We start from the raw sequence: 17492 nt of genomic DNA, 5'->3' as shown, positions 1-17492 counted from the left end.
ATTGTTGTATTTCAAACAGTTAAAAAATAGGTATTATTTTACCCCATAATTAAACGCTAATTTGCTCGGGGGGATTGTCCAACAACGTCCTCAATCGCTGCATCGCGTCCTCGAAACGTTCAAGGGATACATGCCCGTTCATCGCGATGCGTACTGCATTCGGGGCACGTCCGTCGCGCAAGGCGAACTCATCGGCTGACCTTAACTGTATCCCTTCCCGCTCAGCCGCCCGGCTGAATGCAGCGGCCCGCCAGCCGGATGGCAGGTGTAGCCAAACAAACGGGACATCACGCGCCCAATTGAGGTCGAATCCGCCCAACGCGTTGACTGCAACTCGTACGTATTCGCCCATTTTGACGCGAACATCTTGCGCGATCTTGCGCGTTCGTGGGTCAGATAACATCAGCCGCGTCAACTCGGCTAAAGGCTGGGCCAGTCCGAAGTATCCATACTCTGCGGACCGCCGCAAATCGACGCTTCTTTCTCTGGGTGCTATGGCAAAACCGACCCTTAAAGCAGGCGTTAGTGTTTTAGAGATGGACGACACGTGCCAACCGCGTTCTGGTGCGAGGGCGCGATAGCTCGGCTCACGAGCATCACCCATGCGATAGCAATCGTCTTCGATAATCTGCAAATCGAAGCGGCGGGCTACCTCTACGACCTCTTTCCGCCTTTCAAATGGCGTATGCGCACCAGTGGGGTTCTGGACTTCGGGCGAAACGCAAACGGCTTGCGCCGAGGTATGGCGCAACACATGTTCCATGGCCTTTGGGTCGATGCCCCATTTGTCCATTTTCACACCAACAACATCGGCGCGCATCAACTCCGCCGCCCTTCGGAAGCCCGCATAGGACAGGTCTTCGACCAGAACGACTGGCTTGGGGCCACGTAGGATTGTTTGAAAAACAAGACACAACCCATTCTGACCGCCATGTGTCAGTACAATATCGTCATGAGAAAGCGTTCCCAACGGTAAATCCGACAACCATTCGACAACGGCCTGCCGCATTGGCTGATACGCGTCTCGGGTTGGATAATTTAAGAAAAGCCGAGGGTCAGATTGTGAGACCTTTTGCAAGCACTCGCGGATCAAGGCGACCTGCCCTACATCGGCTAAACGAGGGCTGAAAAGGCTGACATTGGCATTGTATTTGTCGTCTCTCAGGTGAAGTTGCCGCGCCCATACATCATCCAATATTGGCGACTTTGGCGGTGCCACAAATGTACCACGTCCCACCTCAGCTTGTAACAAGCCCTCGTCTGTTAGAATCGTGTAGGCTCGCGCAACTGTTCCCGGAGTGATTTGTAATCGATACGCCAATTCACGTACTGGAGGCAGCTTTGTTCCTATCTCCAGTAATTTGTTATCAATAGCTTTTCTTATTGTGTCAGCAACAAGAGTATACTTGGGACCCTTGGACTTCGGTAGCGCTTCCGGCCAAATTGTATCCATTACAATTCTTTCTTTGATTTTGACACAATATTGAATGTACCAATTACATGTACCGAACATATTAGCTTTGTGTCAATACAATTTTGAAAGGATACCTACTATGACACGCGCAATGCACAACCCTGCCCTCTTGCTGCTGAACGACAGCCCTCGGCTGCCGCTGATCGCCGCGCTGGCCGTGCGGTTTGCGGCGATCGTGACAAAGTGGGAACGTCAACGTCGCAGCCGAGTTAACTTGTCCAATCTGGATGACAGGTTACTGAAAGATGTCGGTCTGACCAGATATCAAGCCCGGAGCGAGAGCGCCCGCTATTTCTGGCAGGACTAACTTTTCCCCAGTCCCTTGACGGGACCTCTTCCTGGCCGGGCATTGCCCGGCCTTTTTTCAGCCAAATGCAGCGGCGGAAGACCCTTTGGGGGGGATTGAATAAGTCATCGTCGCTCTTGCGACGGGTTTATCTGCCCCCTCGGAAAACATTAACACGTCTCCGACTGCAAGGCTGCGGCCAAGTTTCAGCAAGCGGCAGTGTGCGATAATATCTTTGCCGCCTTCTGGTTTTCGCAGGAAATCAAGCGAACTATTGGTCGTTACCGCCAGTGATTGGCGACCCAAACGAGCAAGCACCATTGCGTAGACGCTTACATCAGCCAATCCAAACATGGATGGCCCGGAAACGGTTCCACCTGGGCGAAGGTGTCGATCTTGAACAACCAGCCGCATTACAATCGTGTCTTCAGTCAATTCCTCGACCACAAAGTCCCGATGCACCTGCGGAAAGATCTGGGCAATGTATTCTGCCAAGTCTTCTCGGTTCATGACCAACGACATACTTTCCCTCCTCGATTTGCCGACCTAAGGTTGGCCCGACATCGGAACGGAGAGCAAGATGGCAATTCTGGAACGTAACGACTCGGGTGCTGTGGCAACCCTAAAAATGAATTCGCCTGATCGCTTGAATGCGTTGAGCGACGAGATGCTGGCGGCCCTTCAGGCCGAATTTGACGCATTGCGCGATGATGCTTCTATCCGGGCTGTAATTCTATGCGGTGAAGGAAAGGCATTCTGTGCGGGCCATGACCTTAAGCAGATGACAGCTGGGCGTCAGTCCGAAGATGGAGGTAAATCCTACTTTCAAGATTTGTTTGCCAGATGCGCGAAGATGATGCTGTCGATCCAGTCTCTGCCTCAGCCGGTCATTGCGCAGGTTCATGGCATTGCCACTGCGGCGGGCTGCCAACTGGTTGCCACCTGTGATCTTGCGATCGCGGCAGAAGGAACCCGTTTCGGCGTGAATGGCGTGAATATCGGTCTGTTCTGTTCAACGCCTATGGTTGCGCTTAGCCGCAATATCCCGAGCAAACGTGCGTTTGAGATGCTGACGACCGGCGAATTCATTTCAGCCGAAACCGCGGTCGAGGTTGGATTAATCAATCGCGTCGTTCCAGAAATGCTATTGGCACATGAAGCAGCAGCACTGGCGGATCAATTGGCAGCTAAACTTGGATCGGCCGTTAAAATAGGCAAACAAGCGTTTTACAAGCAATTGGAAATGCCAATTGAACAGGCCTATGGCTATACCGGAGAGGTAATGGCTGAGAATATGTTGCATCGGGATACCGAAGAAGGAATATCCGCATTTATTGAAAAAAGGCCGCCCAACTGGCATCAATAAATCTATTATTGTCAACAATTTTTCAGATTGTTCACGATTTAGCACTTTTCAAAACGGCAACACTGTGGCAATGGTGGGACAGGGCTTAGGCTCTTGAGACACTTTTGGGTCGCCGTGGGCGGAAGGTCCCTCCAAGCTGGTTTCTCTCACCGGCGTCGGCATTCCCGCAGCGGCGACCCCAAAATCCCCTTAGTTTTATAAACCAACCGGCTTGTGTTGCGTTGTGCGATTTCGTGCCCTATGTGGCAGCGCATGACACAGAAATTGCATATCGTGGGCGGCGGCATGGCCGGGTCCGAGGCTGCCTGGCAGGCGGCGGAAATGGGTGTAGATGTGGTAATCCACGAAATGCGACCCAAAGTAGGCACGTTTGCGCATCAGACCGGCAACTTGGCCGAGATGGTGTGCTCGAACTCATTTCGGTCTGACGATGACGAACAAAATGCAGTCGGTCTCCTGCATTGGGAAATGCGGGCTGCTAATGGGTTAATCATGACTACGGCCGACGCGCATCGTCTGCCTGCCGGCGGCGCGCTGGCTGTAGACCGTGACCCTTTTGCGGATTCCGTCACTACAAAACTTCGTTCGCATCCTCGCGTCGAAGTGACCGGAGAAGAGGTCACCTCCCTGCCCGATGATGGCACTTGGATTTTTGCAACGGGTCCACTGACCTCGGCTGCATTGGGCGAAGCGATCAGTGCCGAAACCGGTGCCGAATCTCTGGCTTTCTTTGACGCTATTGCGCCCATCGTCTATACGGACAGCATCGACATGAGCAAAGCATGGATGCAATCGCGCTATGACAAAGGCGAGACCGAAGAAGAGCGCACAGCATACTTGAATTGTCCGATGGACAAGGAACAGTACGAGGCATTCATCGACGCCCTGCTGGCCGCTGACAAGACCGTATTCCACGAAGGGGAAACTGCGGGCTATTTTGACGGTTGCCTACCGATCGAGGTGATGTCGGAACGCGGGCGCGAAACGCTGCGTCATGGTCCAATGAAGCCGGTTGGTTTGACCAATCCGCACCAACCGGACGTAAAACCCCATGCCGTGGTGCAATTGCGTCGCGACAACGCTCTTGGCACGTTGTTTAACATCGTGGGTTTCCAGACCAAGATGAAATACGGTGCCCAGACTGATGTGTTCCGCATGATCCCAGGCTTAGAGAACGCCAGTTTCGCCCGTCTGGGTGGCATCCATCGCAATACCTTTATTAATTCGCCGACGCTGTTGGACGCGCAAATGCGTTTGAAGTCCAAACCGAACATCCGCTTTGCCGGACAGATCACTGGTGTTGAGGGATATGTCGAAAGTGCCGCTATGGGGCTTTTGGCGGGGCGTTTGGCGGCTGCAGAAATCCAGGGACGCAGTTTACCTGAAGTGCCGCAAGACAGTGCCATGGGTGCTTTGATTCACCATATCACCGGCGGTGCGGAGGCTAAGACCTTCCAGCCGATGAATGTAAATTTTGGCCTCTTCCGCCCTGTAGATGGCTTGAAGGGAGGACGGCGTGGTCGAAAAGATCGATACAAGGCGTATACAGACCGGGCCAAAGAAGAATGGGTGAACTGGCTGGCGCAGTGTTGACTGGACGCGTAAGCGCCCAGCAGCTTAACATCTGCGTATGAGCGACAAATTTTTCAAAGACGTCTACAAACTGGACACGCCACAAGCTACCCGCGCGCACTATCAAAAATGGGCCTCATCTTATGATGCCGAGGTTGGTGCACATGGCTATGCAACTCCTGCTCGAATTGCCGAAGCACTTTGGTCAAAATTACCCGAACCGCAAACACCGATCCTGGACTATGGTTGCGGCACTGGGCTTTCTGGAGTGGCCTTGCGAGCCGCAGGGTTCGAGGTGATTGACGGAGTGGATCCGTCCCCGATGATGCTTGAGAGCGCTGAGTCCAAAGACATCTACCGAAATCTATCAACTTTTGAGATCACTGATCCTAATCCGTTGGAGCAAGATGCCTACAAAGCGATCACAGCCATCGGCGTAATTGGCACCGGCGCAGCGCCGCCCGAGGTTTTCGACTTGTTGATGCACGCTTTGCCAAAGGGTGGACTGCTTGGATTTTCTTTTAACGATCATACTCTTGGAGACGTATCATATACCTCGCGACTAACGGACTGGTTGGACATGGGAGCCGCGCGATTACTATTTCGGGAGTATGGCCCGCATTTACCCGGTATGGACTTGAAGTCTGACGTTTATATTGTTGAAAAAGCGTGACATTTATCACTAGGTTTGCACCGTCGCCCACAGGTCCTTTGCACTTGGGGCACGCCTATTCTGCGATCCTCGCCCATGACCTTGCCGTTTCTCGAAATGGTAAATTCTTACTTAGGATCGAAGACATTGATCGCTCACGCTCGCGATATCACTGGGAAAATCAGATCTACGATGATCTCAATTGGTTGGGGTTGAGCTGGCCTGAACCCGTGATGCGACAATCAGAGCGTTTGGATATCTACGATCAAGCTTTGGATGATCTATGGGAACGTGGCTTGCTTTACCCCTGCACATGTAATCGCAAGGATATTGCCGCCGCGGCCAATGCGCCCCAGGAAGGAGCCCCGTTGCTTGGACCCGATGGCATCATCTACCCAGGTACCTGTCGAGGAAAATTACGGACGTCCAACGTTCGCCCTAAGGACATTCCGCTAAGATTGAACATGGCTGCTGCTTGCCAAGAGCTGCTGGATACCGACCAACGTGATGCAATAGTTGGCACCTTTCAGGAGATTGGCGCGGGACCGAATGGCGATACTGGCACTATCGCTTTCACTTTTGAAGAATTGACGCAAACCATCGGGGATGTCGTCCTATCGCGGCGCGATATGGGCACGTCATATCACTTGTCCGTTGTGTTGGATGACGCCGCTCAGGGCATCACCCATGTGGTACGTGGTCAGGACCTATTCGAGGCGACTCGAATTCATGTTGTCTTGCAGTCACTGCTGGCATTGCCAACACCGCAATACTTACACCACTCATTAATCCGCGATGAAGCAGGCAAACGGTTGGCTAAACGCGACGACGCGCGGGCTATTTCAAAATACCGGGCGGAAGGCGCGACGCCTGCGGTCATACGGGAAATGGTTGGCCTGTGAACCGCTCATTCCATTGGCTTCATCAGTTCAACCTCTTCGCCATCACGAACGGCAGTGTAAAAACAGGTGCGCCGGTTCGTGTGACAGGCGGCACCTGTTTGACGCACGAGAACCAATACACAATCGCCGTCGCAGTCGAACCGAAAATCCACCAATTCCTGTACATGGCCTGAGGTTCCACCTTTGATCCAAAACGACTGGCGGGATCGCGACCAATAGGTGACGCGGCCAGTTTCCAGCGTTTTTTCAATAGCCTGGACGTTCATCCAAGCCATCATCAACACTTCGCCGGAACTTTCGTCTTGCGCTATGGCAGGTATAAGACCGGCTTCATTGTATTTTAACGAAGACGGATCGAAGGTGGTTGTGGTGGACATTCGAAAAACCTTTTGCATCCCAGTGGATGCTCACTATGTATGGGGAACAGACAACGAGGAAAAGCCATGTCCGGCGAGAACGATCTGATAAAGCTCTATTCGGGCCGCATTCTGGCACTTGCGGCGGATATTCCACATCTTGACCGATTAGAGACGCCCGATGCCACGGTAAAAAAGCGTTCGCCGCTTTGTGGTTCGGCAGTTACTGTAGACGTTCAGATGCAGGACGGCAAAGTTTCCGCCTATGGTCAGGACGTCAAAGCGTGTGCATTGGGTCAAGCGTCAGCTTCGGTCGTAGGAAACGCAATCGTCGGGGCAACACGGGCACAGGTGGAAACTGCGCGCGAGCAGTTGTCAGACATGCTTAGAAAGGATGGTCCTGCGCCTGAGGCACCGTTTGATGGGCTTGAAGTGCTGATCCCTGCTCGGGATTACAAAAACCGCCACGCTTCGATTATGCTCGCTTTGGAAGCTGCAGCAGAAGCGATGGAACAAGCGGAACAAGCCAACTGCGCATAAAATTGGAATTTTCAGGCAATCCGGTTTAATCACGCTGCACGATGTTAGGGGATTGAATTGGAAAAATTGCTTGAACACTTCGTTACGCTCTGGGTCGTGATTGACCCAATTGGCACTATCCCCGTTTTCATTGCTGTAACTGCAACTCTCTCAGCAACGGCTCGTCGCAAAACTGCTTTGCTCGCTGCTTTGGTTAGCGCTGCAGTATTGTTGTTTTTCTTGGTGTTTGGTCAGTTGTTGATCGAAGCACTTGATATTGGCTTGAACTCATTTCAGGTCGCAGGTGGCATCATTTTGTTTCTCTTTGCGCTGACAATGATATTTGGCGAAAGCAAGCAAGTCGTCGAACAACATGAGGCAGAAGAAGAGTTGGAACGGCCTGCCAATCGATCCAATCCGGCGATCTTCCCGCTGGCTGTTCCTTCTTTAGCGTCTCCGGGTGCAATGTTGGCCATCGTTATTCTGACCGACAACAACCGTTACAGTGCTGCAGATCAGGGCATCACGGCCTTGGTTATGCTGTCTGTCATTCTAATGTCATTTTTTCTTATGTTGCTTGCTGACCCGATTATCCGGCTCATCCGATACTCGGGCGCTGCCATCATCAGTCGCGTGATGGGCATGATCCTTGCCTCTGTCGCTGTGAATTCCGTGCTTTCAGCGATGCTTGAAATCATCAAAACTGGCGAGCTTTAAAAAAAGCCGCCGCACCTTCCGGGCGGAAAGGGCGGCGGCAGGCTGTGCGTGTCTCGTTCGGGGTCCGGATAGCCGCACGAGGCCGAGGCAGACCTCTCAAGGGAATTGGGACAGGCAGGTCACCCTTGACTGAAATGGGGATGACAGCGCGGTATGATCGGCACGAGATCGCAGGCAGAAAGGGTCAGAAAACTCCTGGCAGATGAAGGGCAACCATCAGCATAACCACCAAAGACACGGCCCCTGCTGCGTCTTGCAAAATCGTTGCGTGCGAGCGGCTTAGGGCAGTCTTGATCTGGGTCAGCATGGTCTCACCTCCGGTCGAGATTTAATCCTTTGTTGACCTTTTGTTCTCATATTTTGCCGAGTCGGTAAAGAACTTTTTAAGAACATTTGTGAACTTAAGGGAACGTTTTGGCTAACCCACTGAAATTAAACGGATCGCCTGATCCTGTTTCATAAGCCAAAGAAGAAATCGTGCCGCCTGACCCCGGTCAGATTGCAGTCGAGGGTCGGAAGACAGCAATGCCCGAGCGTCTGTCTGCGCGGTGGCCATCAATCCAGCCTGCCGCTCTAGGTCAGCGATCCGAAACTTCGGCAAGCCGGACTGGGCCGTTCCAATCAGATCGCCAGCGCCGCGCATTTGCAGGTCAGTCTCCGAAATGCGAAAACCGTCCTCGGTTTCGCGCAGAACTTCCAGCCGTTTCCGGCCACCATCGCTGAGTGGCGGCTGATACATCAGCAGACAAGTTGAATCCGCATCTCCCCGGCCCACACGGCCACGCAATTGGTGCAACTGGGCCAACCCGAAGATCTCGGCCCGTTCAATAACCATAATCGAGGCATTTGGAACATTGACGCCAACCTCGATAACGGTCGTGGCGACCAAAACCTTTGTCCGCCCATCTTGAAACGCTTTCATTGCGGCGTCTTTGTCCGCAGGGGGCATCTGGCCGTGAACCAAGCCAACTGTTCCTTCGCCCAGAATGGCGCGCAAACGTTTGAAACGTTCTTCGGCAGCAGTAAGGTCCGAGACTTCGGATTCGTCGACCAATGGGCAGACCCAATAGCACTGACGTCCCTCATCAATGGCGCGCCGAAGATGCGAGACGACCTCATCCATACGTTCAGTACTGACAACAGCAGTCTGGATTGGTTTCCGACCCGGCGGTTTTTCATCCAGAACGGACACATCCATGTCACCGTATTGCGCAAGGGCTAGACTTCGCGGGATCGGAGTGGCGGTCATCACCAGAACGTCAGCGCCCTGCCCTTTTTCAGACAGCTCCATTCGCTGGCGAACGCCAAAGCGGTGTTGTTCATCAACAATGGCTAAACGCAATGCGTTGAACTCTACATCGCTTTGAAACACGGCATGGGTGCCGACCAGAATGTGAATTTTGCCTTTCTTAAGCGCTTCCAACTTCGCGCGCCGCTCTGCGCCTTTGTCACGCCCGGTGAGAATTTCCAATACAACCCCAGCTTCTTCAGCCAAGGGACGTAGCCCCTCAAGATGTTGCCGAGCTAGAATTTCGGTGGGTGCCATCATGACGCCCTGGCCACCCGCCTCGACCGCCACAAGCAATGCCATGAAGGCCACCAGTGTTTTGCCGGCGCCCACGTCGCCCTGCAACAGTCGGTTCATACGTGCGTCCGAGGCCATATCCTGTGTGATCTCATCAATGGCCCGCATTTGTGCACCCGTGGGTTTGTACGGCAGGTTTGCAATAACCTTAGCTTGCAGCTTGCCTGTGCCGACACTGATCACACCCCTAGCTTTACGCTCTATTTGTCGTGCCAAGGCCAAAGTCATCTGATGCGCAAAAAGTTCGTCATAAGCTAGCCGTTCACGCGCGGGCGAATGAAATGCCACATCATCTGCACCCTGCGGGTTATGGGCGGCTAAAATCGCTGTTCTCCAATCCGGCCAACCGTTTTTCGTCGCTAATGCCGGATCGATCCACTCTGCAATCGAAGGCGCGCGCGCCAGTGCGCTCCGCGCCGCCTTGTAAGCAGTTTTCTGAGTAATTCCTTGGGTCAGATGATACACCGGCTCAAAGTCCGGGATGTCTGGCGCTTCTTCGACAGGCAGCATGTGGTCCGGATGGACCATCTGTGCCATGCCGTCGAAAAGTTCCAGCTTGCCTGATACGACCCGGCGCGAACCCTCGGGTAAAACGCGTTTTAAATAGTCTCCACGTGCATGGAAGAAAACAAGTTGGAAATCTGCCTGACTGTCCTCAACATGCACGCGGTACGCACCGCCTTTATTTCGCGGTGGGCGGTGTGCACCGACGGTCACCTCAACCGTTAGCGTAGTGGGTAGATCCACGCCCTGAATAGTGTCGCGGCGACGTCTATCAATCACGGCGTAAGGCAAACTGAACAGCACATCACGCGGTGTCTCGGTACCCGCATTCACCAGCACTTGCGCCGTTTTCGGCCCAATGCCATCCAGCGTTTCCAATCTAGAAAACAGTGGGAAAAGGCTTTCCGGGCGTCCGCTCATACAGTTCCGATCAGCTGTAGCCAGCCATCCTCGTCCAAAGTTTCAATACCCAGTTCCGCCGCCTTCTTGGCCTTTGAACCCGCACCCGGCCCCGCAACCAGCAAATCTGTCTTTTTACTGACCGAGCCCGAAACCTTTGCCCCCAGAGCCTCGGCCCTGGCCTTGGCTTCTGCTCGCGTCATCTTTTCAAGCGTGCCAGTAAAAACAACTGTCTTCCCTGCCACTGGGCTGCCTTCTGTATCCGGCCGCTTTGCTTCCTGTACCACGAGCTGAGCGACCAAAGCATCAATACTGGCGCGCTCGGCCTCTTGCGCGAAGGCCGAGACCAGCGCGCGGGCCATAACCTCTCCGACACCATCGACACTTAACAAATCCTCCCACTCCGACCCCTGAAAACCCGCCGCGGTTGTGATGGCGCGTTCAAAATCAATCCAAGTCCCGTAGTGGTTGGCAATAAGGTTCGAGGCCGCTTCGCCCATGTGTCGAATGCCTAACGCAAACAGCAGCCGGCCGAATGGGATCGTGCGCTTTTCGTCAATCGCGACCCATAGATTTCCCGCGCTTTGCGCTCCCCAGCCTTTGCGGTTGGCAAGTTTGTTGAGGTTTGCCCCGTCGCGCTCTTGCAACGTAAAAATATCAACCGGAGTTCTGACGGGCAGATCTGGGTCGTCGTAGAACATTTCGATTTGTTTTGCGCCCAGACCTTCAATGTCGAATGCTTTGCGTGAGACGAAATGCTTCAACTTTTCTACCGCCTGCGCAGGGCAAATAACCCCTCCGGTGCAGCGCCGCACAGCGTCGCCCTCTTCCCGCACGGCATCGCTGTTGCATTCAGGGCAAACTGTTGGAAAATCGAATGGCACCGCACCGTCGGGGCGTTTTGCAATGTCAACATCCGCAATCTTTGGGATTACGTCGCCTGCGCGGTATACTTGTACCCAATCGCCAACCCGAATGTCTTTGCCGTCGCGGATCGTGCCACCCTTGGCATCACGACCAGCAATATAGTCTTCATTGTGGAGAGTGGCGTTTGATACAACCACGCCGCCGACAGTTACAGGATGCAGTCGGGCTACAGGGCTGAGTGCCCCTGTACGGCCAACCTGAATGTCGATTGCCTCGAGCCTTGTCCAGGCGAGTTCTGCGGGGAATTTATGTGCAATCGCCCAACGAGGAGTCGTGGAACGGAATCCCAATCGGGTTTGCAAAGAAAGTTCATCAACTTTGTACACCACCCCGTCGATATCATAGCCGAGGGTGGACCGCTGTGCTTCGATTTCGCGGTAGTGATTCAACATCTGTTCGGTGGTATCACAGCGTTTGGTCAATGGGTTGGTGGCGAACCCTAAAGCATGTAGCCGTTCGATCGCATTCATCTGTGTTTGAGCTAGAGGTTCGGACAGTTCACCCCAAGCATACGCAAAGAACCGCAATGGGCGGGCCTGCGTTACGGTTGAGTCCAATTGACGCAAAGACCCGGCAGCCGCGTTCCGTGGGTTCGCGAAAGGCTTTTCGCCGGCCTCCTCCTGACGCGCGTTCAACTGTTCGAAATCTGCGTGCGACATGTAAACTTCACCGCGCACTTCCAAAATGTCAGGGGCGTTTTTAAGTGTATGTGGAATATCAGATATCGTTCGCGCATTGGCGGTGACGTTTTCACCAACCTCACCGTCGCCGCGGGTGGCAGCCTGAACCAGTTTTCCATGCTCATATCGCAGTGAAAGCGACAGGCCATCTATCTTGGGCTCTGCAGTGAAGGAAAGGGGATCAGATAACCCTAACCCAAGGTACTTCCGGATTGAACGGTCAAAATCCTGAACATCCTCGTCATCAAATGCGTTGCCCAGCGACATCATCCGAACCGCGTGGGTTACCTTTGAAAAGCCGTCGGCAGGGCGCGCGCCAACACGCTCCGACGGACTGTCCGCCCGTTTTAGATGAGGAAAGTGTTCCTCTATCTCGGCATTTCGGCGTTTTAGCGCGTCGTATTGAGCGTCGGAAATCTCTGGTGCGTCTTCACCGTGATAAAGCGTGTTTGCCCGCGCCAACTGATCCGCTAACTGCGCGAGTTCTGCGCGCGCGGCGTCGTCGGTCAGTTCAGATACCGGAATCAATTTGCTCATAGCCTCGCCCTGTCACGCATTCTTGGACCTCAGTGATAGGGCGAGGTTTTGGCTAGGTCCAGACGTGCTGTTTTCCAATTTGGAATGGTTGCCTCGGACCACGGGCGACCGTATTGAATTCAGGCTCCGATGGCCATCCGGGTTTCGTCCACGTTGTTGGATTGCGGATCCCGCAAAACGTAACCCCTGCCCCAGACGGTCTCGATATAATTGTCTCCACCCGTGGCGTTGCTTAGCTTCTTACGAAGCTTGCAAATGAAGACATCGATAATCTTCAGTTCGGGCTCATCCATTCCGCCGTAAAGGTGGTTCAAGAACATCTCTTTGGTAAGCGTCGTACCTTTACGAAGGCTCAGAAGCTCCAGCATCTGATATTCTTTACCAGTTAGATGGACCGTCTGGCCTTCCACCTCTACCGTTTTGGCATCTAGGTTCACAGCGACTTGACCCGTATGGATGATAGATTGGGAGTGTCCCTTTGATCTGCGAATAATGGCGTGGATGCGTGCGACTAGTTCTTCACGATGGAACGGTTTGGTCAGGTAGTCATCAGCGCCGAAACCAAAGCCCTTAATCTTGCTTTCTGTGTCATCGGCGCCTGAAAGGATCAAAATCGGAGTTTCTACCCGTGCGATGCGCAACTGACGTAAAACTTCATGCCCGTTCATGTCGGGCAAATTCAAATCCAACAATATCAGATCGTAGTCATACAGTTTCGCAAGATCGATGCCTTCTTCGCCAAGGTCTGTTGCATAAACATTGAGGTTGGCGTGCGTAAGCATCAATTCAATGCTTTTCGACGTGGTTGGATCATCCTCGACAAGTAGTATGCGCATTCACTGCTCCAATTCGGTCAATTTACCAATTCAATTTCAGCCTGATCAAAAATGGTTAATCTGACGTTACCGTTGAATCATTTATTCACCTTCGCCTTTAGGTTGTCGATATTTTTTTAACGCAGTGACCTTCAGGGCGTCGGTCCCATATTCTGCAACCGCTGCAACCCACGAATTGAACTCTTCATCGCTTAGCCCATAGTGCTTTTTGGCATCAGATAATGTGATTAGCCCATGGACGACCCCGCGAACCACGATGGCTTTTCTGGAAGCAACCCATCGCGTTGTGTCTTTTGGCGGTAAGTCGGCACGCGTTAAAATCGTTCCATCTGGCAGGGTTACGGACCATGGCCCCTCAACTTTGTGCAAAAACATTCTTTGGCCCCCTTCGTGCTGTGACAAAGCTGACACCAGCCTACTTAATGCAGAGTGAAACCGCCCCTTGAGAGTGTGTAGAATTTTCCTATATTCTGCCGGTCTTTCTTAATCCGCACTGGAATCGTCATGGCACTCGATACCGAGACACCGCTGAACTCGCTTGGCTTTGCCAAATCTCCGTCAGAAACACGCGTGGTTGTTGCCATGTCCGGAGGCGTGGACAGCTCGGTCGTGGCGGCGCATCTGGCTGATCAGGGCTACGACGTGGTGGGGGTTACTTTGCAGCTTTACGACCACGGTGCGGCTCTGGCCAAGAAAGGCGCCTGCTGTGCAGGGATCGATATTCATGACGCGCGCCGCGTGGCTGAGGAACGCGGGTTCCCGCACTACGTTTTGGATTATGAGAACATCTTCAAAGACGCAGTGATTGACGAGTTCGCAGACAGCTATCTGGCCGGTGCCACTCCTGTTCCATGTATTCGTTGCAACGAGCGCGTAAAGTTCAAGGACCTGCTGGAAACCGCCAAGGACCTTGAGGCCGACTGCATGGCTACTGGCCACTATATCCAACGCAAGATGGGGCCGAACGGACCGGAACTGCACAGTGCCGAGGACGCAAACCGCGACCAGTCCTATTTCCTGTTCTCGACCACGCCCGAACAGTTAGACTTCCTACGCTTCCCCTTGGGTCATCTGCCGTCAAAGGACGCAACCCGTGAGATGGCGGCGCAATACGGGCTGGCTGTGGCTGACAAGCCCGACAGTCAGGACATTTGTTTTGTGCCGAACGGCAATTATGCCAGTGTCATTGAAAAGCTGCGCCCTGGCGCGGCGGAACCGGGTGAGATTGTACATGCAGATGGCCGCGTTCTGGCGCAGCATGAGGGTGTCATCCACTACACGATTGGTCAGCGCCGTGGTTTGGGCATTGGCGGTCTCACTGAGCCGCTATACGTGGTCAAGTTGGATGTGGACAAGAAGCAGGTGGTTGTCGGCCCCAAGGAAATGTTGGCCACCCGCACTATCCCAGTGCGCGAAATCAATTGGCTTGGCGATGAACCATTCACGTCAAAAAAGGAATGGCATGTCTTGGTCAAGGTCCGATCGACGCGCCCACCGCGTGAGGCAATTATTCGCCCTCTGTCCGACACAACGGCTGAAGTCGAATTATTAACGCCCGAGGAAGGTGTGTCACCAGGGCAAGCCTGCGTGTTCTATGCCTCGGAAGGTAGCCGTATCTTCGGCGGCGGATGGATCTGGCGCGGTTATTAAATCGCGTCAGTCCAAGAGTTGCTGAGGATATATAGCCCGGCACAAATCATCACATAAGGCACAAGACGTTCCAGCCGTTGAGCCAAGGCGCCGCTCATGAAGGGGGCCTTTGATCCAAACAGCGCTACGGTTGCAAGGCTGAATGCCGCAAGGGTCGCGCCGATCACGCCAGCGGTTCGGAAACTGGGCGCAGAGTCGGCCAACAGCGGCGCAAGAACTGCAAAAGTGTCCATCGACAAGCTGATGAATAGTAGCGTGACCATTACGACAGAGGCACTCGTCTCTAGATTTGGGTTTGCTTCGGCGTCGGCGCCCCGCTTGCGCCGGATCAAAGCCAAAATGCCAAGGCTCAGCGGGATCAGGCCCAAGTAACCGGCCCAATGCGGCACCACGTCATCAACGCCCAAAGCCAGCAAAAGCGCACCAATGATCACGATGGCCTGTGCCAGTAGGAACCCGAAGACTGATCTTCTCGCGCCAGACACCAGCATCAGCGCCAGCAGCGCAGCGAGATTGTCCAAATTGGTCAATACCTGAGCCATGAAGGCAGACAGTCCGAAAAGTACGAGGTCCAGCATTACGTTTTCATCCTGCTCAAAACTGCTTTGGCCGCTCTTTTACCGGGAGCTTCCCCGCCCCTCCCAAGCAGTTCCATTGTTTTCGCCATAGCATCGCGTTGCGCATCCGGAGCTTCTGAAACCCGGTTCAGAGCGGCAGCGATTTTTTCGGGCTGACAATTGTCCAAAAGGCACTCTGGTACGGTTCTGGTATCCGACACCAGATTGACCAGTGTTACCGTATCCAACTTGACCATCCGCTCGGCCATCTTCTGGGTCAGCCAACTGAGCTTATAGGCAATCACCATCGGCGTGGCCTGAGCTGCCAATTCCAACGACACTGTACCGGAGGCAGCTAAAGCCAAGTCGGCCGATGCAAAAGCTGCGCGTTTCTGCTGAACAGCCCGATCAGAGGGCATGTCCCGTGGGTCGACGACCACAGGGTTTCCGGGCCACCCCTTTACAACCTCTTTCACTGTGTCCGCCATATGCGCCACAGCGGGCACAACTACCCTCGCGTCTGGCCGATCATTGAGATAGAGGCGCAGCGCTTCACCAAACACTGGCGCCAAACGCTCAATCTCTCCGCCTCGTGATCCTGGAAGTGCCAATATGACCGGTGCATCCCCAAGACCGTATGTTGCCCGAAAATCGTGAATATCCTCTTTCGTCGCAACCGGTTCGCTGGCGACTGGATGGCCCACGAAATCGCATTCCATGCCAGCGCGTTCCATATAAGGTGGCTCGAAGGGCAAAAGCGCTAGTACGTGATCGATGACCTTGGCCATCTTGTCTGCGCGTCCAGGGCGCCATGCCCAGACGCTTGGGGCGACGTAGTGAACAGTTCTAATTTGACTCTGTGCTTTAACTTTCTTAGCGACGCGGAGCGAAAAATCTGGGCTGTCGATTGTGATCAACACGTCTGGTTGCGTATCAAGAACGGCCTGTGCCGTTTCAGCAATCCGTCGTTTTAGATGGAAGAATTTTGGCAGAACCTCAACCAACCCCATGACCGACAGCTCTGCCATTGGGAAGCGACTTTCAAGGCCCTGTGCCTGCATCAATGGCCCGCCTACCCCGTCGAACTGAATGTCGGGTACAAGGTCGCGCAACCCCTCCATCAATGCGCCGCCCAGACGATCACCCGAAGGTTCGCCGGCGACAACAAACACACGCATCAGCTGGTCCGCTCTCGCACATACAGGAACAGGCCCAGACGGTTACATTCGTCAATAACCCGGTCCTGCTGTAATACGATTACACCGCCTTTTTCGATTGCGATGCCCGCCAGACCGGCAGCGACTGCGCTTGATACAGTGCCTGGCCCAATGGTTGGCAAATCAGCCCTGCGATCCTGATCGGGCTTCGGAGCTTTGAATAAAACACCTCCACCAGCGTCCGGGCGTTGGGTCAAGGATTGCAGCATCCAGTCGGTACCAAAGATGCTTTCAACGGCCAGCGCCTGTCCTTTCGATATTGCACAGGCCTGTCCGATATCTGCGGCCCCCATGGCCCTCAGAATGCCCACAGCTCTGTCCATATCGGACATGTCAGTATCAGACGGTTGTGCCTCTGTCAGACATCCAAGCTGAGGCAACAACGAAGGCGCTATCTCATGCGCCGCGCGGACAGCTAGGCCAGCGTTTTCAAAGATACCGATAACGGCACGCAAAGCGCCGTCATCTCCGGATACCATCGCCTGCTGTAGTACAGGAACCAGAGGCATTGTCGCTGCGTCGATCCGTGATGGATCTATGGCCGGGCGACTAACGGCACCTGCCATGCAAATCTCGGTCACGCCCCGCATCTGAAGGTCCGCTATGAAGCTGCCAAGCTGTTCCAGTGGAAAGACGACATCAGCGCTGAGCGTGTCCGGGATAAACCCTTCCATCGCGCAGACCAAAGGGCGTTCATTCAAACTGTCGAACACTTCGCCCGGCAAAACACCCTTTCCGGCAATCAGTGCAAGCATT

19 protein-coding genes are annotated in these 17492 nt (G+C 53.9%); 8 read left to right on the top strand and 11 right to left on the bottom strand.

What is annotated here, in order from left to right; genetic code table 11:
• Window positions 1-49 precede the first annotated feature (49 nt).
• A complete protein-coding gene (locus ACR0L3_RS06145) occupies window positions 50-1453 on the bottom strand; it encodes an aminotransferase-like domain-containing protein (protein ID WP_480744479.1) in 1404 nt (467 codons plus the stop codon).
• 100 nt (window positions 1454-1553) lie between these two features.
• Between ACR0L3_RS06145 and ACR0L3_RS06140 the strand changes: the two genes are divergently transcribed.
• Window positions 1554-1781, top strand: a complete 228-nt coding sequence (locus ACR0L3_RS06140; protein ID WP_480744478.1) for a DUF1127 domain-containing protein — start codon at window positions 1554-1556, stop codon at window positions 1779-1781.
• Window positions 1782-1838: 57 nt separating this feature from the next.
• On the opposite strand, the gene ACR0L3_RS06135 is transcribed toward ACR0L3_RS06140, so the two are convergent.
• Window positions 1839-2282, bottom strand: a complete 444-nt coding sequence (locus tag ACR0L3_RS06135; protein ID WP_480744476.1) for a PaaI family thioesterase — start codon at window positions 2280-2282, stop codon at window positions 1839-1841.
• A 58-nt stretch (window positions 2283-2340) separates the two neighbouring features.
• On the opposite strand from ACR0L3_RS06135, the gene ACR0L3_RS06130 reads away from it, so the two are divergent.
• From ACR0L3_RS06130 to gluQRS, 4 genes are all read left to right on the top strand, one after another.
• The gene (locus ACR0L3_RS06130; protein ID WP_480744474.1) at window positions 2341-3126 is read left to right on the top strand and encodes an enoyl-CoA hydratase; all 786 of its coding nucleotides are present in this window, start codon (window positions 2341-2343) and stop codon (window positions 3124-3126) included.
• Window positions 3127-3378: 252 nt separating this feature from the next.
• The gene (trmFO, locus tag ACR0L3_RS06125) at window positions 3379-4719 is read left to right on the top strand and encodes a methylenetetrahydrofolate--tRNA-(uracil(54)-C(5))-methyltransferase (FADH(2)-oxidizing) TrmFO (protein ID WP_480744472.1); all 1341 of its coding nucleotides are present in this window, start codon (window positions 3379-3381) and stop codon (window positions 4717-4719) included.
• A gap of 37 nt (window positions 4720-4756) precedes the next feature.
• A complete protein-coding gene (locus ACR0L3_RS06120) occupies window positions 4757-5371 on the top strand; it encodes a class I SAM-dependent DNA methyltransferase (protein WP_480744471.1) in 615 nt (204 codons plus the stop codon).
• Complete coding sequence (gene gluQRS, locus ACR0L3_RS06115) at window positions 5368-6252, top strand: tRNA glutamyl-Q(34) synthetase GluQRS (protein WP_480744469.1); 885 nt, start codon at window positions 5368-5370, stop codon at window positions 6250-6252. Before ACR0L3_RS06120 ends, gluQRS begins: the two co-directional genes overlap by 4 nt.
• Window positions 6253-6257: 5 nt before the next feature.
• On the opposite strand, the gene hisI is transcribed toward gluQRS, so the two are convergent.
• Window positions 6258-6647 (bottom strand): phosphoribosyl-AMP cyclohydrolase, encoded by a 390-nt coding sequence (gene hisI / locus ACR0L3_RS06110; RefSeq protein ID WP_480744467.1) that lies wholly within the window; start codon window positions 6645-6647, stop codon window positions 6258-6260.
• Between the two features lie 48 nt (window positions 6648-6695).
• On the opposite strand from hisI, the gene ACR0L3_RS06105 reads away from it, so the two are divergent.
• Together ACR0L3_RS06105 and ACR0L3_RS06100 are read left to right on the top strand one after the other, a co-directional pair.
• The gene (locus tag ACR0L3_RS06105) at window positions 6696-7148 is read left to right on the top strand and encodes an iron-sulfur cluster assembly scaffold protein (protein WP_480744465.1); all 453 of its coding nucleotides are present in this window, start codon (window positions 6696-6698) and stop codon (window positions 7146-7148) included.
• 57 nt (window positions 7149-7205) lie between these two features.
• The gene (locus ACR0L3_RS06100) at window positions 7206-7844 is read left to right on the top strand and encodes a MarC family protein (protein ID WP_480744463.1); all 639 of its coding nucleotides are present in this window, start codon (window positions 7206-7208) and stop codon (window positions 7842-7844) included.
• Between the two features lie 184 nt (window positions 7845-8028).
• On the opposite strand, the gene ACR0L3_RS06095 is transcribed toward ACR0L3_RS06100, so the two are convergent.
• From ACR0L3_RS06095 to sciP, 5 genes are all read right to left on the bottom strand, one after another.
• Complete coding sequence (locus tag ACR0L3_RS06095) at window positions 8029-8151, bottom strand: hypothetical protein (protein ID WP_480744461.1); 123 nt, start codon at window positions 8149-8151, stop codon at window positions 8029-8031.
• Window positions 8152-8262: 111 nt separating this feature from the next.
• On the bottom strand, window positions 8263-10353 hold the full coding sequence (gene recG / locus ACR0L3_RS06090) for an ATP-dependent DNA helicase RecG (RefSeq protein ID WP_480744460.1): 2091 nt from the start codon (window positions 10351-10353) through the stop codon (window positions 8263-8265).
• A complete protein-coding gene (gene ligA / locus ACR0L3_RS06085) occupies window positions 10350-12476 on the bottom strand; it encodes an NAD-dependent DNA ligase LigA (protein WP_480744458.1) in 2127 nt (708 codons plus the stop codon). The genes recG and ligA overlap by 4 nt, the downstream gene beginning before the upstream one ends.
• A 119-nt stretch (window positions 12477-12595) precedes the next feature.
• Window positions 12596-13312: a response regulator transcription factor CtrA gene (gene ctrA, locus ACR0L3_RS06080; RefSeq protein ID WP_480744457.1), complete on the bottom strand. Its 717-nt coding sequence runs from the start codon at window positions 13310-13312 to the stop codon at window positions 12596-12598.
• 81 nt (window positions 13313-13393) lie between these two features.
• Window positions 13394-13687 (bottom strand): CtrA inhibitor SciP, encoded by a 294-nt coding sequence (gene sciP / locus ACR0L3_RS06075; RefSeq protein ID WP_480744455.1) that lies wholly within the window; start codon window positions 13685-13687, stop codon window positions 13394-13396.
• A 129-nt stretch (window positions 13688-13816) separates the two neighbouring features.
• Here sciP and mnmA point away from each other — a divergent pair, with 129 nt between their 5' ends.
• Window positions 13817-14962, top strand: coding sequence for a tRNA 2-thiouridine(34) synthase MnmA (gene mnmA / locus ACR0L3_RS06070; RefSeq protein WP_480744453.1), 1146 nt, complete (start codon window positions 13817-13819; stop codon window positions 14960-14962).
• On the opposite strand, the gene ACR0L3_RS06065 is transcribed toward mnmA, so the two are convergent.
• The 3 genes from ACR0L3_RS06065 to ACR0L3_RS06055 are packed head-to-tail and all read right to left on the bottom strand — an operon-like array spanning window position 14959 to window position 17491.
• Complete coding sequence (locus ACR0L3_RS06065) at window positions 14959-15540, bottom strand: cadmium resistance transporter (protein WP_480744451.1); 582 nt, start codon at window positions 15538-15540, stop codon at window positions 14959-14961. The genes mnmA and ACR0L3_RS06065 overlap by 4 nt on opposite strands.
• Window positions 15540-16697, bottom strand: a complete 1158-nt coding sequence (gene lpxB / locus ACR0L3_RS06060) for a lipid-A-disaccharide synthase (RefSeq protein WP_480744449.1) — start codon at window positions 16695-16697, stop codon at window positions 15540-15542. The genes ACR0L3_RS06065 and lpxB overlap by 1 nt, the downstream gene beginning before the upstream one ends.
• Window positions 16697-17491, bottom strand: a complete 795-nt coding sequence (locus tag ACR0L3_RS06055) for an LpxI family protein (protein ID WP_480744447.1) — start codon at window positions 17489-17491, stop codon at window positions 16697-16699. Before ACR0L3_RS06055 ends, lpxB begins: the two co-directional genes overlap by 1 nt.
• Between the last annotated feature and the right edge of the window lies 1 nt (window position 17492).

The sequence above is a fragment of the Ruegeria sp. CK1 genome (assembly GCF_056536545.1).
The sequence above is the reverse complement of the archived record's forward strand: the minus strand, read 5'-3'. Positions and strand labels throughout refer to the sequence as shown.